Source organism: Streptomyces sp. NPDC002680 (assembly GCF_042889145.1).
GTDB lineage: Bacteria > Actinomycetota > Actinomycetes > Streptomycetales > Streptomycetaceae > Streptomyces > Streptomyces adonidis.
In genome coordinates, this window is record NZ_JBIAQP010000012.1 from 219892 (window position 1) to 233861 (window position 13970).

The 13970-nt window shown below is 68.9% G+C and carries 18 protein-coding genes; 11 read left to right on the plus strand and 7 right to left on the minus strand.

From position 1 onward, the window contains the following. Positions 1-372 precede the first annotated feature (372 nt). Positions 373-1041: a response regulator gene (locus tag ACFYXF_RS30355; RefSeq protein WP_389354307.1), complete on the plus strand. Its 669-nt coding sequence runs from the start codon at positions 373-375 to the stop codon at positions 1039-1041. A gap of 369 nt (positions 1042-1410) precedes the next feature. Further along, positions 1411-1995 (plus strand): TetR/AcrR family transcriptional regulator, encoded by a 585-nt coding sequence (locus ACFYXF_RS30360; protein ID WP_389354309.1) that lies wholly within the window; start codon positions 1411-1413, stop codon positions 1993-1995. Positions 1996-2005: 10 nt separating this feature from the next. Here the strand turns inward: ACFYXF_RS30360 and ACFYXF_RS30365 are convergent, their stop codons facing one another. Continuing rightward, positions 2006-3745, minus strand: coding sequence for an FAD-dependent monooxygenase (locus ACFYXF_RS30365; protein WP_389354311.1), 1740 nt, complete (start codon positions 3743-3745; stop codon positions 2006-2008). Between the two features lie 157 nt (positions 3746-3902). Between ACFYXF_RS30365 and ACFYXF_RS30370 the strand changes: the two genes are divergently transcribed. The 6 genes from ACFYXF_RS30370 to ACFYXF_RS30395 all read left to right on the plus strand — a co-directional run bounded on the left by ACFYXF_RS30370 (position 3903) and on the right by ACFYXF_RS30395 (position 7840). Beyond that, the gene (locus ACFYXF_RS30370; RefSeq protein ID WP_389354313.1) at positions 3903-4220 is read left to right on the plus strand and encodes a hypothetical protein; all 318 of its coding nucleotides are present in this window, start codon (positions 3903-3905) and stop codon (positions 4218-4220) included. A gap of 44 nt (positions 4221-4264) precedes the next feature. Next, on the plus strand, positions 4265-4426 hold the full coding sequence (locus ACFYXF_RS30375; RefSeq protein ID WP_389354565.1) for a fumarylacetoacetate hydrolase family protein: 162 nt from the start codon (positions 4265-4267) through the stop codon (positions 4424-4426). Between the two features lie 87 nt (positions 4427-4513). After that, positions 4514-5257, plus strand: coding sequence for a hypothetical protein (locus ACFYXF_RS30380; protein ID WP_389354315.1), 744 nt, complete (start codon positions 4514-4516; stop codon positions 5255-5257). Positions 5258-5351: 94 nt separating this feature from the next. Continuing rightward, positions 5352-6341 (plus strand): hypothetical protein, encoded by a 990-nt coding sequence (locus tag ACFYXF_RS30385; protein ID WP_389354317.1) that lies wholly within the window; start codon positions 5352-5354, stop codon positions 6339-6341. Then, positions 6341-7444, plus strand: coding sequence for an alcohol dehydrogenase catalytic domain-containing protein (locus ACFYXF_RS30390; protein WP_389354318.1), 1104 nt, complete (start codon positions 6341-6343; stop codon positions 7442-7444). Before ACFYXF_RS30385 ends, ACFYXF_RS30390 begins: the two co-directional genes overlap by 1 nt. A 192-nt stretch (positions 7445-7636) precedes the next feature. Further along, positions 7637-7840: a hypothetical protein gene (locus ACFYXF_RS30395; RefSeq protein ID WP_389354320.1), complete on the plus strand. Its 204-nt coding sequence runs from the start codon at positions 7637-7639 to the stop codon at positions 7838-7840. Positions 7841-8027: 187 nt separating this feature from the next. On the opposite strand, the gene ACFYXF_RS30400 is transcribed toward ACFYXF_RS30395, so the two are convergent. From ACFYXF_RS30400 to ACFYXF_RS30410, 3 genes are read right to left on the minus strand one after another with little or no spacing between them, the layout of a single operon-like run. Next, positions 8028-8459 (minus strand): amidohydrolase family protein, encoded by a 432-nt coding sequence (locus tag ACFYXF_RS30400; RefSeq protein ID WP_389354322.1) that lies wholly within the window; start codon positions 8457-8459, stop codon positions 8028-8030. Next, the gene (locus ACFYXF_RS30405) at positions 8459-8782 is read right to left on the minus strand and encodes an amidohydrolase family protein (RefSeq protein WP_389354324.1); all 324 of its coding nucleotides are present in this window, start codon (positions 8780-8782) and stop codon (positions 8459-8461) included. The genes ACFYXF_RS30400 and ACFYXF_RS30405 overlap by 1 nt, the downstream gene beginning before the upstream one ends. A gap of 27 nt (positions 8783-8809) precedes the next feature. Continuing rightward, entirely contained in the window at positions 8810-9439 is a 630-nt protein-coding gene (locus ACFYXF_RS30410; RefSeq protein WP_389354326.1) for a TetR/AcrR family transcriptional regulator, read from the minus strand. Between the two features lie 106 nt (positions 9440-9545). On the opposite strand from ACFYXF_RS30410, the gene ACFYXF_RS30415 reads away from it, so the two are divergent. Beyond that, positions 9546-10070, plus strand: coding sequence for a MarR family winged helix-turn-helix transcriptional regulator (locus ACFYXF_RS30415; RefSeq protein WP_389354328.1), 525 nt, complete (start codon positions 9546-9548; stop codon positions 10068-10070). Between the two features lie 133 nt (positions 10071-10203). Here the strand turns inward: ACFYXF_RS30415 and ACFYXF_RS30420 are convergent, their stop codons facing one another. The 3 genes from ACFYXF_RS30420 to ACFYXF_RS30430 form a co-directional block, all read right to left on the minus strand. Next, complete coding sequence (locus tag ACFYXF_RS30420) at positions 10204-10551, minus strand: DUF4333 domain-containing protein (RefSeq protein ID WP_389354329.1); 348 nt, start codon at positions 10549-10551, stop codon at positions 10204-10206. Between the two features lie 141 nt (positions 10552-10692). Continuing rightward, positions 10693-11385 carry a response regulator gene (locus ACFYXF_RS30425; protein ID WP_389354331.1) on the minus strand — a complete coding sequence of 231 codons (693 nt, stop codon included), beginning with the start codon at positions 11383-11385 and terminating at the stop codon, positions 10693-10695. Further along, positions 11369-12565 carry a sensor histidine kinase gene (locus ACFYXF_RS30430; protein ID WP_389354332.1) on the minus strand — a complete coding sequence of 399 codons (1197 nt, stop codon included), beginning with the start codon at positions 12563-12565 and terminating at the stop codon, positions 11369-11371. Before ACFYXF_RS30430 ends, ACFYXF_RS30425 begins: the two co-directional genes overlap by 17 nt. A gap of 212 nt (positions 12566-12777) precedes the next feature. Here ACFYXF_RS30430 and ACFYXF_RS30435 point away from each other — a divergent pair, with 212 nt between their 5' ends. Both ACFYXF_RS30435 and ACFYXF_RS30440 read left to right on the plus strand, forming a co-directional pair. Further along, the gene (locus ACFYXF_RS30435; protein ID WP_389354334.1) at positions 12778-12918 is read left to right on the plus strand and encodes a hypothetical protein; all 141 of its coding nucleotides are present in this window, start codon (positions 12778-12780) and stop codon (positions 12916-12918) included. Between the two features lie 407 nt (positions 12919-13325). After that, positions 13326-13970: a (2Fe-2S)-binding protein gene (locus ACFYXF_RS30440; protein ID WP_389354336.1), complete on the plus strand. Its 645-nt coding sequence runs from the start codon at positions 13326-13328 to the stop codon at positions 13968-13970.

The window sequence follows — 13970 nt, forward strand, 5'->3', positions numbered from 1 at the left end:
GCTTCTCCTGCTCGCCACGGAAGATCGCGGACGGCTGCTCGATCGCCAGGAGCGCCGCACACGACCGGCCACGCCGCCGATGCGGCCCATGAGTCTCGATCCGCGATCCCTCGCGCAGCCCTCGCCACGGACCGTGACGCACATCGTGTGTTCGACGACCCGGCGGCAATGTCAGGTCGGTCTCAAGCACTCCGACCCCGAAACCCGGGTATACCTGGCGATCCTCGTCGAGGACAGTCGGCTGACCATCAGGGTCCAGGACGCCGGCCCGGCCACACCGTCCGGACCGCCGAACGAGGAAGGACATGGCCTGGTGGGCATGAGAGAGAGCGGCCTTGTATGGCGGCACCTCGCACCCCAGGGCGGTGCCCGGTGACCACCGTGCTCATCGTGGACGACCAGCCGCTGCAACGCTACGGATTCCACCTGCTCCTGGACTCCGTCCCCGAGACCGACGTCGTCGGCGAGGCCGCCCACGGCGCCGAGGCCGTCCGCAAGGCTGCCGAACTACACCCGGACGTCGTCCTGATGGACGTCCGCATGCCCGGCATGGACGGCATCGAGGCCACCCGCCGCATCGTCGCCGCAGGTGGCCGCTCGCGCGTCCTCGTGCTCACCACCTTCGACCTCGACGAGTACGTCCACGCCGCTATCCGCGCAGGAGCCAGCGGCTTCCTCCTCAAGGACGCCCGCCCCGAAGAACTTCTCGCGGGCATCCGCGCGGTCGTCTCCGGCGACGCCGTCATCGCGCCCGCACTCACCCGCCGCCTCCTTGACGAGTTCGCCCAGTACGCCCCCTCCCACAGAACCGACCCCTCCGAGGACCCGAGGCTCACCTCCCTGACCGACCGTGAGCGTCAGATTCTCGTGGCCGTCGGCAAAGGCTGGACCAACGGGGAGATCGCCGCACGGCTCGTCCTGTCCGAGTCCACGGTCAAGACACACGTTGGCCGTGTCCTGGCCAAGATCGGAGCCCGCGACCGCATCCAGGCCGTGATCTTCGCCTACGACCAGGGCCTCGCCCGGCCCACCGCGGACTGAATCGACGAGCGGCGGCCGCCTGTGATCCTGGAGCTTGTCACGTCGAGGGTGATGGGGTGCGGGCTCATTGGACGGTCCGGTATCGGCCGACTGTCCGGTCCACCGGCGCTGTGAACATGCCGTCCTTCGACGAGTGGAACCAGTTGACACCGTCTCGGGCGCCACCCGCTGCCGCGCTGGTGTCCGCCATCGCCGTGCCGGTACAGCCGCGGGTCCGGAACAGTTCCGTCGGCGTCTTCCTCGGCAAAGGACTCCCGGAACTCCTCACCGGGGGCCGGTGGTTACGGCACTCCTTCCTCCTGAGCAGGGCGCGGCCTGCCGGGTGTCTACACTCACGTGAGATCTGGTGAACTCATGGGAGGAGTCGGGATGCCGCGCAACCGCCAGCAGATCCCCCGGGAGGAGCGCACGGGTGATCTGCTAGCCGCGGCCACCGAGCTCTTTCTCTCGAAGGGCTACGCCAAGACCACGATGGCGGACATCAGTTCCGCCGCAGGCGTGGCCCGGGGCAACGTCTACTGGTACTTCGACTCCAAGGACCACATCTTCGCCGCCGTCATCAACCGCATGCTCAGTCGCGAGATCCGCATCCTCAACGAGGAGCAGGCCGGTTCCGACCCACTGAGCCGCCTGGTGCGCGGGCTGTCCGACATGCGCTACTCCCGGCCGCTGCACCAGGCCATGCACGACCGGCTTCCCCACTCGGAGGCAGTTCGCGAGGCCCACAGCACCTTCATGAACTGGATCGTCGGACTGGTCGACGAGTTCATGGCTGAGCGCGGCCTCGACGACGCCCCTGGCATCGATGCCGAGCTCGTCCGCGATGTCGCGGTCGCCGTCTTCGAAGGGGCGCACGTGCCCAATGACTGGAACAGGCCGGCCCACGAGATGATCCGGTTTCTGTTGGAGTCAGTCGTGGCCAGGAGTTCAGCGGCCAAGGGGCGGAAGCGCTGAACGCGGTACCTCAGACGAGGTGAGGCCCGACTCCCGCTGATACCGTCCGCGCCGCTCCGGGCGCTTTCGCGTCCGGAGGCGGGACCGTCGCACCGCGCAGTATGTCGAGCACGGCGACAGGATCCGCCGGAGCCTGCCGGCCTCGCCAGCCGACGTGACCGTCCGGGCGGACGAGCACCAGCGGCCGCTCGTACAGTTCCGCGGCGGCAGGGTCGGCGAGGCGCAGCACCGTCAACGGCACACGACACCCGCGCGCGGCCTCCACCAGAGGCACCGGGTCCGCGGAACCCGAGACCACGAGCGTGAACCCGCGCCCGAAGTGGTCGAGCACCGAGCTGCCGTCGGGCAGCCAGACGTGCGGTGCGCGGCAGCCGGGCCAAGTCGACGGTACGTACTCGTCCGGCTCGTCGGGCGGTTCCGGACTGCCGTCCGGTACGCAGATCGGGGAGCCGCTGTACCGGTATCCGAGCTGGACGCCCGTGCAGCGGAACTCCTTGGCCCGAGACCCGCGGATCTTTTCGCCCATCTCACGTCGGATCCGTTCGCCTTCCTCGTCCGTGTGGTCGAGCACTGGGTCGGGGACGAGCTGCGCGTCGGCCCTCCAGTTGCTGGAGGCTTCCGTGACGTTGCGGACGGCGATCGGCCGCCGCTCCTGTTCGTAGCTGTCCAGGAGCGCCGGGGCTCCCCATCCCTGGAGGGTCGCGGCGAGCTTCCAGCCGAGGTCCACGGCGTCACCGATCCCGGTGTTGGCGCCGAAGCCCCCCTTCGGCCACAGCAGATGCGCCGCGTCGCCCGCGAGGAACACCCGGCCCTCACGGTAGGTGCGGGCCACGACGCAGTGGCCGCTCCAGGGCTGCGCCGCGAGGATCTCCACGTCGATCGGCGCACCGACGGCCTCCCGTATCCAGGTGACCGCGTCAGCGGGGTCGGGCTCTTCGTCGAGGTAGACCGAGAGCCGCCATTCGTCCACGCCGTTGACGACCGTGATGTACGGCCTGCGCGCCGACGACAGTGTGTGGATCTGTACCGCGGGACCGCCCAGTCGCTCCCGCAGCAGGTCCAGCAGCTGCGGCGCACGGAAGTGCACAGCGAAGTTGTGACCCTGGGCGAACATGCCCTCGAACGGGATATCGAGCGCCCGACGTATGTCGCTGCGGCCTCCGTCGCAGGCCACCAGGTACGTGCCGGTCAGCGTCTCGGTGGCACCGCTCGCCAGGTCGCGCACCACGGCCAGGACACCCTCGGAGTCCTGTTCCATCGTCTCCAGGCGGGTGCCGTACAGGATCTCGACCCCTGGCAGCTCACTGGCCGTGCGTGCGAGCAACGGCACGAAGGAGAACTTGGACAGGAACGCTGGACCCTCCGGCGTCAGGGGGGCGTACACGCCCGAAGACCGGTTGGTGACCCCGTAGTCGAAGTCGGTGAGCACGTGCCCCGTGGCGGAGGTCGCGAACACCGTGCGGTGCGGGTAGTCCGGGGGCGGTGCCGACTCCGTGCGTGCCTCTTCCGCGCAGCCCCAGCGGCGCAGGTGTTCCATGGTGCGCGAAAAGATGGCCTCGCCTGCGGGAAAGGGCACGCGGCCGTCGCCCTGATCGATCACGGTGACCGGTACACCGCGCCACCCCAACTCGGTCGCGAGGGCGAGGCCCACAGGCCCCGCTCCCACGACCAGGATGCGCCGAGATCCGGTTTTCTCGTGCTGGTCGTACATAGAAGATCTGCCTTCCTGAGCAAGGGTCGGACCTCTCATGGTTCCACCTCTTGAACCTGGGTCAGAGTCGCACGTGCAGGTCGATGTATGGAAGACCTGGAAAAATACAAGACTTTTGGTCGATCGTATGCGGTGCTACGCTCGTCTCTGGTTCAAGAGACAGGGAACGTCATGGTGACTCCTGTTGATCAGGAAGATGACGGGAGCCGCTGCCTGGCTCTGGTTGGCGGATGCCATCGACTACATCGACAGAGCCCGGGCCGCTGCCGGGATCGACGAGTTCGCAGACGATGTCGAGTTCGAGGCACACAGCCAGGTCTTCCGTGGGCGGAGCGAGATTCTCGACTTCCTCCGGGCGCGGGAGGCCGACGCGCCGAGCCAGGCCTTCCGCGTACTCGCCAATGAGGTGACCAGCGCTCAGGACGGCGGGCCCCACGCCCTGGACCGTGTCCTCAACACCACCCGCCAGTTCCGCCGTACCGGGGGCAGGCGGCGCATCACGCGCCGCGCCTGAAGGCCGCTGCACCCCACCGTTCGACGGGCAAGGAGGCCCTCACGATTCCAGCGCCGGTCTCCTGTCCGTCCCGGCGGACGACCCTTGAACCCGGCGACGTGATCAGCACCGGGACCCCGGCCGGCGTCGGCCACAGGCAGGGATTCTTCCTGCGGTCCGGCACCGAGATCGAAGGCATCGACACCCTTGTCAACACCTGCGCCTGATCGACAGGGCGCGTCGGGGCGGCGTTCCAGCCGGAGGAACGGCGCCCTCACCACACGATTCCGGCAGCCTACGGAGGACATGACGACATGAGTAAAGAAGCCAAGAACAGCTTCGGCGGCGGAGACCCGTGGGGGTACATCCAGCCGTGGGACGAGGAGCGTTTCGGTCCGGAGGTCCACGACATCGAGCAGCGGGTGAAGTGGGAAATGACCATGGGCATCGCCGGTGGCCTGCCGTACATCTGGCAGGAGCTGGCCCGGCCGATCTCCGAAATCGTCTACGGTCTCCTCGAACTCCGTGCCGGAGATCGGGTGCTGCTCATCGGTGAGGGCATCGCGCCCGCCGGGTGGGTCGAGGACATGCAAGCCCTGGTGGGACCGGAGGGCGTCATCGACACCGTGGAGATCATCAGGGACGGGCGAAACGCAGTCCTGGGCAAGATTCCCGGCCGGAACGGCCAGGTCGGCTGCTGGCGCTGGTCGTACACGGACTCGGTGGACGACGAGGCATACGACTGCGTCGCCGTGCTGCAGGCGACACAGCACTGTGACGACTGGGCCGAGACGGCCGCGGACCTGCTGCGGGTGATGAAGCCCGGCCGACGCATCGTGCTGGCCGAAGCGGTCCTGAAGGGAGCGACGTTCTACTCCCGGGTCGACTCCGACGTTCACCTTCGACAGTGGTTCGACAAACTCTTCGGGCACGTCCCGGTGGACGACATCCCCTACTACTCCGGAGAAGAGATCCGCGAGGCGTTCGGGGACAAGGTCGACAGCCCTCAGATCATGGAATGGAAGGGCATCGAGATGTACTGGGGCCGAAAGAGGTGAGCACCGCCGTGCGCTTCGGGCAACAGGCCGCGGCACACATTCCCCCCCTCACCCGGGTCGATCCGATCATTCACCCAAGGACAAGGAGGTCCCCGTGAGTGTCGTTGAAGATGTCATGGTCCTGGGCTCCGACCAGCCGTTGCGCAGTGTCGTCCGCGACGAGCACCTGCTTCTCTCGCCGCCGCATCCCCCGAAGGTGCCCGTCAAACTGTGGCAGGAGCACCCGCCGCTGACTGTGGTGCACTACCCGCAGCAGTACGAGCCAGAGGCATTCGCCCGGCCGCGCGATGTCTACGAGAACGACGAGATCCGTGTCGAGTGGCAGAAGATGGACGGCCGGCAGCCGTTCTACCACCGCAACTGCGACGTCGACGAGATCTCCTACCAGATCGGCGGCGAGCGGACGCTGATGTCCGAGCTCGGTGTGATCGAGTTCGGGCCAGGCGAGTTCTCCCGTATCCCGCGCGGCGTTGCCCACGACAACTACGGCCGCGAGGACAGCCACCTGCTGTTCTACATCCCCGCAGCGGTCACCGAGCTGGCGCCGGCCCAGCGGGAGTCCGGGGCCGTGTTCCCGCCCTTTCCCGGCTGGCAGCCTGGCGAGGCCAACGAGGCGATTACCCAGTGCATGGCCGCGGTCGGCCACGACGTCACCGTCTTCGGGGTCGACGAACAGCTCCTGCTTGAGCAGGTGCACCAGGAGGACCAGCGGATGGCGGTGCTCCGGGCCGATCCCGGTCAGGACGTCACCTGGCTGTACACGACCGATCGCATCCGCCTCGGCATGGTCACCACCACCCCTGGCGGACAGCGCCGCTACCGGCGCACCCTCGACGGCGACGAGATCCAGTACCAGGCCCACGGTCACCGCACGCTGATCACCCAGCGCGGCATCCTCCACCTCGAGCCGGGCGACTTCGTGCGTATCCCGCTCGGCATCTCCCACGCCAGCGTGGTGACCGAGCCCGGTGACTACGTCAGTCTCCTCTCGCACCAGGAACTGCACCAGGTCGCCGAGACCGCGCGGACGGCGAACATCTACACCCCCGAACAACTTCCGAGCCTCACCGTGGAGGTCCACTGATGGCCACGATGCTTGCCCTGCGAGCGCACCAAGGCGCCGAAGCACTCGCCCTGGACGAGATACCCGTCCCCGAGCCAGGTCCGCTCGACGTGGTCGTGAAGGTCGTCTCCGCCGGCCTGGCGCCGGGCATCATGCGTCTGCTCCAGATGGGGGCTGTCAAGCACCTGCCCACCACCCTCGGCCACGAGGCCGCAGGCGTCGTCTCCGCCGTCGGCCGCGACGTCACCGGCCACGCGGTCGGCGACCGGGTGCGGGTCCACCCCCTGCTGAACTGCCGTGAGTGCGACTACTGCCGTACCGACCGGGACATGATGTGCGACCAGCAGGCCATGCTCGGCCACGCCGCCTTCGGCAATGCTCCGATGCCACTGTACGAGCAGTACCACGACGGTGGACTCGCGGAGTACATCCGCGTCCCGCACTGGCTGATCGATTCCCTGCTGGACTCCGTCAGCTTCGACGTCGCGGCCAAGGTCCAGGATCTGGCCAACGCCGTACGCGCACTCAAGTGCGCCGAACTTCCGGAACGGGCCACCCTCGTGGTGACCGCCGCGACCGGCACCATGGGAACCGCGACAGTCAAACTCGCGGAGCACTTCGGAGTCGCCCGTCTGATCCTCGTCGGCCGCGACACCGAGCGTCTCCACCGCGTCGCCGGGCTCGCCGGCGGCATACCGGCCGGCGTCGTCGCACTCGACGAACTCCCCGAGAACTGGTCGACCGACGGCACTCTCACCCGCCGGCTGCGCCGGCTGGCACCCGAGGGAGCCCACGCCGTCATCGACTTCATCCCGGAGGGTCCCGCCCTCGGCCAGACCATGGCCGGCATGGCGACCGGCGGGACACTCGTGCACATGGGCGGCAACTCCACCCCGCTGTCCTTGCCCCCCATCGCCCTGATGATGCATTGCTGGCGCTTCGTCACCACTCGCGCGTGCACCCGCCAGGACACGGCGGATGTCCTGCGTCTGCTCGAGACGGGCACCCTCACCGTCGACGAGCTCATCACCCATCGGTTTCCGCTCACCGAAGCGCTCAAGGCCATGGACGCCACAGAGCAACGTGCCGACGACCCGATGTGGATGACCGTGGTCAACCCCTGACCCGACGTACGAGCGCGTCCCGGCCGCGCGGAGTCACCTCGGAACAGCGAGAGGAAGCCGTAAAGCGTTCGAATCAGAAGCCGTGTGCAGCCAGGAGCCGCCGCGGCAGGGCTGTGCTGTACGTACGTGCTGGAGGCCGCGCTGCGAGCACCCGTAGAACCACTTCCCAGGACGCAACCCGACTCTCCCTGGGTGACCGGCACCGACGTCGAACCGGGCTACCGCCGATTCGGTGCCCTGCCAGGACGCCAAGTGCGGCAGCCGAGCAGGTCGTGGCTCCGCGAGAAACCCCCGACACAGGTGATGTGGTGCCTGCCGAACAACCCTGCGCGCGTGTTCGTGGCGGCGCCGAGCAAGGACCGGACGAGCAAGGGCGCCGGTTGTCTGCCGATGTGAACCGGTCACCGGGACCTGCTGCCGGTTCCAGCGGATCACCCATCGGATGCTGCCTGCGCCTGATTCCCGCTCTACGGGATGCTGGTGGGCCCGGCGACGCCCGCCGAGCCCACCACCATCCCGTCCTGACATCCGGCCACCGCTGTCCTGTCGGCTCCGGGTGGTCTCGTCAGTGCCCTCCCAATGGTCAGGCCAGTCCGAGAAGCGCTTCGGCGTTGCCGGCCAGGATGCCCCGCGTCTCCGCTGCGCCGAGGCCTGCCCGTTCGATATGGGCGACGGTGTCGAGGTAGTGCTCGCCGCCCTGGTACGGGAAGTCGCTGCCGAGGACGAGTCGGTCCGCGCCGACCGCCTGAACGGCGGCCCGCAGTGCCGCCTGGGAACTGTGGGCGACGGTGTCGTACCACATCCGGCGTGCCGCCTCGCTCGGCGGGAGGGGCGCCTCAGGTGCCTCGAAGTGGGAGTTGAGGATGCGCACATGCGGGTAGCGCGTGACGAACCCACGAGTGATGAGCTGCGCCGCTACGACGGTGTCCTCCACGGGCGCGCCGACCATCCAGGTGAGGTGATGGTCGTTGATCCACGGGGAGGCGATGCCGTCGCCGGCAGGGTGGAGGTACATCACGGTGCCGCGGCGGTCAGTGCCACGCCCACCACTCCCGGCGCGTCGAGGACGCGGTCGAGTTCGGCCAGAGCCGCTTCGACGTGCGGCAGCGGAAGCACGACGAAGGCCAGGAAGCGGTCGGGGTTGCGGTCCACCAGGGTGACGTACCGGTTCGGATCCGGCGGCCGGTCGGCCGCCGGAGCAGTGTCGTAGTGAAGCTGGCCCAGGTTCCGGCCTCGCGGCTGCCGACCGGGTGCAGGGCGTGCGCGGCCGTACATGTGTACTCGACGACGTGCGGAACGTGATCGGGTTGGCCGCTGCGCGGTCGAGCGCGGCGACATGTCGACTCTCGTGAGCGGCCTGTCTGGTCAACTGCTTGGGGAGCCGACGGGCCGTAGGCCGTGGAGGACGGTGTCGACGATCTGTTCGGGCAGCCCATCCGGGAGATCGGGGTCGCGGCGCGCGAACGAGCGGATGAGCAGGGGGCCGACAATCATGTCGATGACCAGTTCCAGGTCGACGTCCGTACGCAGTTCCCCGTTCAGCCGGCTCTGGCGCAGGACCCGCAGTCCGAGGTCGCGCCGGGGAGTGATCACACCGGAGTGATAGGCGGCCCAGATCTTCGGGCTGCTCCTCATCTGGGCGTGTGCGTTGAGCAGGAGCGCCGACGAGCGGCTTAGCAGGCTGCGTTGGAGCAGCGACTCCAGCAGTGCGACCAGGTTGTCCCGCATCGACGTACCGGGGAGTGCGCGCTCGGCCGGCTCGGCGGCGCGCATGACGTCGACGAAGAGATCCTCCTTGTTGCTCCAGCGGCGGTAGATGGTTGCCTTGCCGACTCCGGCAGAGCGAGCTATGCGGTCGACGGAGACATCGGCCAGCGTGACGCCGTTCCCCAGGAGCCTGATCACCCCGTCCAGAATGGCCTGTTGCACGGCCTCGCTGCGGGGGCGGCCCCGAGTGGGTTCGTACGCCGGCAGGCCGGTCTCGGCACGGCTCATGGCGTTTCGGCCTTTCACTCGCGATGCGCCGACGGCCATCCCTCGGTCCAGGTTTGTGTCGTGTTCAGGGTGGCGGTGGGCGTGGGCACAGCATTGCGCGACCGGGATGTCGTGGTCGAGCCGCCCGGGAGCCGCCGCTGTGAATCTCCGTCCGCAGGGCATCCGCCGGACAGGCAGGGCTAGTTCGACGATCGACTGGCGAGGGCGTCGGGGTTCAGTTCCTCTACCAAACGGTAGAGCAGACGGTGAATGGTGTCCTTGTCGTCCGGAGAGAGCGCTGCGTTCGCTCGACCTCACCGCTGCCCAGCGCAACGCGCTGCAGCACGTCGTCTGGACGCCGGGCATCTCCGCCGCGGAGATCGCGCGTCGGACCGGCTTCACTCCCCAGTCCGTGGGTGCCGCCGTCAACGCGCTGATCGACCGAGGTCTTCTGGTGCGCCGCGAGCATCCCTCGAACCGCAGCACTGTGCGGCCGGCCATCACCGGCAGCGGCGCGAAGCTCGCCTATCGGGCGCGGGAGCTGGTGGAGCGACTGGACACGGAGGCGCTCGCGGTCCTCGCCCCCGCCGAGCTCAATCCTGATGCCTTGCCGCCGTTGGATCCGCGTGGTGCGGACTCCGGAGTGGCGTGATCCTGGTGGGCTTCGCAGAGAGGCCTTGGTGCGCCTTCTCCTGCGGTTGTTCCCGTTGCGCCGTGCCGTCGTAGTGGCGGTTCTTCCGGACGCGCTGTGTCCGCGTCCGGGCGAGGCCGGGCAGACACCACTTCTAACGCTCCAGCACCACGTAGTCGTACGAGACCGTGTTCCCCTTGGCCCTGGTCACGGACACCATGATCTGCTGTCGCTTCCCGTTCTCGGAGGTCACGGTGCACTCGACCGAGTCGGGGTGCCGCACCCTGAGACCTCCGGCGCACCTCACGGTTTTCGGATTCCTCTGGAGCGGCAGGGAGTAGTTCTCGCGGACCTGCTTCTCGACCTCCGCACGGCTCACGGTTCCGGTGGACGTGACGGTGCTGGTCGATTCCGTGCTCAGCAGCCGGGGTACGGCCAAGAACGCGAGCCCGCCCATGGCCAGGGCGGTGGCGGTCGCGACGGAAGCGGCGAGGTATTTCATGTTTCTCTCCTGCGATGCGTTCGCTGCGGTGATGCTGTCACCGGGAGAGTGGCCCACCGGACGGTGGCCGAGCTTCGGCCCGCCGGCCGAGAGCGCGCGGCCGGGGTCGGCCTGCGGGCCGACCCCGCGCCGGCCCACAGATCAGGCGGGCGGCGTCTGGCGGTCGCGTACGAGCCCGCTGTCCCAGGCCCAGGCGGCGATCTCCACGCGGTTGCGCACGCCGAGCTTGTCCTTGATGTTGGCCAGGTGGGTCTTGACCGTGCCCAGGGACACGAACAACTCGCCGCAGACCTCCTGGTTGGTGCGGCCCACCGCCACCAGGCGTACGACGTCGAGTTCCCGCTCGGAGAGCGGATGCGGGACCGCTTCCGGCGGCTGCTGACCGGCGAGGTGCCTGAGCAGCCGGACGGTGACGGCGGGGGAGACCAGTGCATCCCCGCGGGCGGCGGAACGCACGGCCTCGATCAGCAGGGTGGAGCCGGCGTCCTTGAGGAGGAAGCCGCAGGCGCCGTTGCGCAGGGCGGTGTAGGCGTAGTCGTCCTGGTCGAAGGTGGTCACCACGACCACGCGGATCGGGTCGACGACACCTGGCCCGGCCAGGGCCCGGGTGACCTCGAGACCGTCCAGTCTGGGCATACGGATGTCGACGAGACACACGTCGGGACGCATCCTGCGGGCGAGTTCGACGCACTCGGCGCCGTCGGCGGCTTCGCCGATCACCTCGAGGTCGGGCTGGGTGCCGAGGATCAGCCGGAAGCCGGTACGAACCATCTCCTGGTCGTCCGCGATCAGTACGCGTGTCCGTGGCCTGGTGCGATCACTGCCGCCGCTCATGCCGTGATCCTTCCACAGCTGCCAGGACGGGGAAGTCGGCGCTCACGCACCAACCGCCGTCCGCTGTCCGTCCGCTGGTCAGCGATCCCTCCACTGCCTCCACGCGTTCCCGCAGGCCCACCAGGCCGAAGCCGCCCCGCCCGCCGATCGGCCCGGTGGCACGCGTCTGCGGCGCCGCGTTGCGCGCCTCCACCCGGAGACGACCTTGAGAGTCCAGTTCGAGGCGGACGACGACGTCCGCACCATGGGCGTGGCGGCGCACGTTCGTCAGCGCCTCCTGCACCGCGCGGTGGACGGATGTCTCCACTTCGGGAGCCAGCCGGATCCCGCGTACCTCGGGCGCGACGTTCAGCGTCGCGGCGGCTCCGTTCTCGGCGAATGCGGAGACCAAGCGGTCCAGCTCGGTCAGTAGCTCACCCGGGCGGGCGGAGCGGTGGTCGTCCTCGCGCAGCACCCGCACCAGGCGGCGCATGGAGTCCAGCGTCTCCCCTCCGGCTCGGGAGATGCCCTCCAGCAGGGGCTTGATCTGCTCCGGCGAGGTCTCCTGGATCATCAGCGCGGCGTTGGCCTGCACGACGATGCCGGTGACGTGGTGGGCGACGAAGTCGTGCAGGTCCCGGGCGAGTTCCATGCGCTCGCTCTGGCGTACGGAGGCCACGGCCCGGGCCCGGCGGGCGTCCAGGAGGCGCAGATGACAGCCGAGGCCCATGGCGGCGCCGACGGCGAATGTCAGGAAGAAGGAGTATCCGAAGTAGTCGCCCTCCACGCTCCCGCGCAGTGGCAGGGCGATCACCGCGACAGCCAGCGCCGCCGACAGTGTCACGGCGGTGACCGGGCGCTCCACCCGCCGCGCGGTCCGGGGGAGCAGCACGAGCAGGGCGACCGTTTCCAGCAGGCCCCACAAGCCGCTGGTGAGCGGGGCATACGCACGCAGGCCCAGGGTCAGGGCCAAGGAGCCCAGTGCGGCCGCGCCGGCACGCCATTCGGGACCTGGCCGGCGGCCGGGAAGGAGCAGTACGGCGGCGAGGGGTCCGGAGACCAGGGGCAGCCAGCTCGACCAGCGGCCCTGCGGGTCGTAGTAGGTCACCAGGTCGAACAGCCAGACCAGGGTCAGACCTGCGCAGAGGGAGACCGTGATGGCGCGCCGGACGGCTGGGGAGAGCGGAGTATCAGGTTCCACGCCGCAAAGGGTACGTAGGTACGGCCGAGCAGTGGGTCGGCCCGCAGGCCGATGTCGGCCGCCTCGGACCGGCCCGGCGGCCGAGGGCGGGCGCGTGTGTCCGGCGGGATCGTCGACGGGATACAGATCCTCACCGTTCTCGAATGAGCCCTGGCGGCGCTCGCCGGGCTGTGTCTCGTCCTGTGCGCCCTCATCACCGTCGATTCCGCCCGATGAAGTCGTTCCGTACGGCCACCGCCTCCCCCACTCCTGATGTGGGCCGGTCCGACGAAAACCTGTGGTCCAACCCGGGCCCTGACGGTGTCGACGTGTCCGTCCCGGCGGGCGAGTCGCCGGCGCTCATGGGCCCGTAAAGGGCCAAGCGCGGGAGGTGCCGCCCTGTGTCCTGGCCTGAGCCACTCCCGTCCCGGACATGCTCGGCCAAGTCATCCGCACGTGGAGATATAAAGGTGGTTGATGCACCCACGCTTGTTTGATGTGGATCAGGAGGTTAATGCTTGGCCTGTGTCCAGAACCCTGGCGCTGATCACCGGTGACTCCTCGGTCGGCGGTGTCACCTGTGCCGTGCCCTCGGCCGCCGCTGCGGCCTCCGGTGACGTCCGGCTGCTGGAACGCCGCGCCGGACCCGGCGCCACTCTTCTCCAGTCGTCCCGAAAGAACGGCAGCCCGCCTGAGCGACGGGCATGGCACACCGCCACGGACGGCTCTGCCACCCACACGCCCCTGACAACCACCCGCACCCCATTGAGGGAGAGTGGACATGTCCACCGAACATCCCGCCGAAGCAGAGATTTTCCCCGTCGAGCCCCCGTCCGCGCCCACCAGGCGTACCTTCATCGCCACGACCACTGCTGTCGGAGGAGCCGCCGTGGCAGGCGGCCTGATCTCGGCGCCGTCCGCGCTCGCCGCCGAGGAAACGGTGGCCGCCGAGGTGGCGCCCGGCAGCCGTGTCTCCTTGACCGTCAACGGCGTCCGGCGCACCGTCACGATCGACAACCGCACCTCGCTGCTGGACCTCCTGCGCGAGCGACTCGACCTGACCGGCTCGAAGAAGGGCTGCAATGCCGGTGCCTGCGGCGCCTGTACGGTCCTGGTCGACGGACGCCGGGTCAATTCCTGTCTGACGCTGGCGGTGCGCCTGGATGGCGCCGAGGTCACCACGATCGAGGGCCTGGCGAAGCGCGACCGGCTCCACCCGCTGCAGCAGGCGTTCATCGACCAGGACGCCTTCCAGTGCGGCTTCTGCACGTCGGGCCAGATCGTGTCCGGCGTCGGGTGCATCCAGGAGGGGCACACCGGCTCCACGGAGGAGATCCGGGAGTGGATGAGCGGCAACCTCTGCCGCTGCGGCTGCTACGTGAAGATCGAGCGCGCGGTCGAGCAGGCCGCCGCCGGCCGGAAGTGA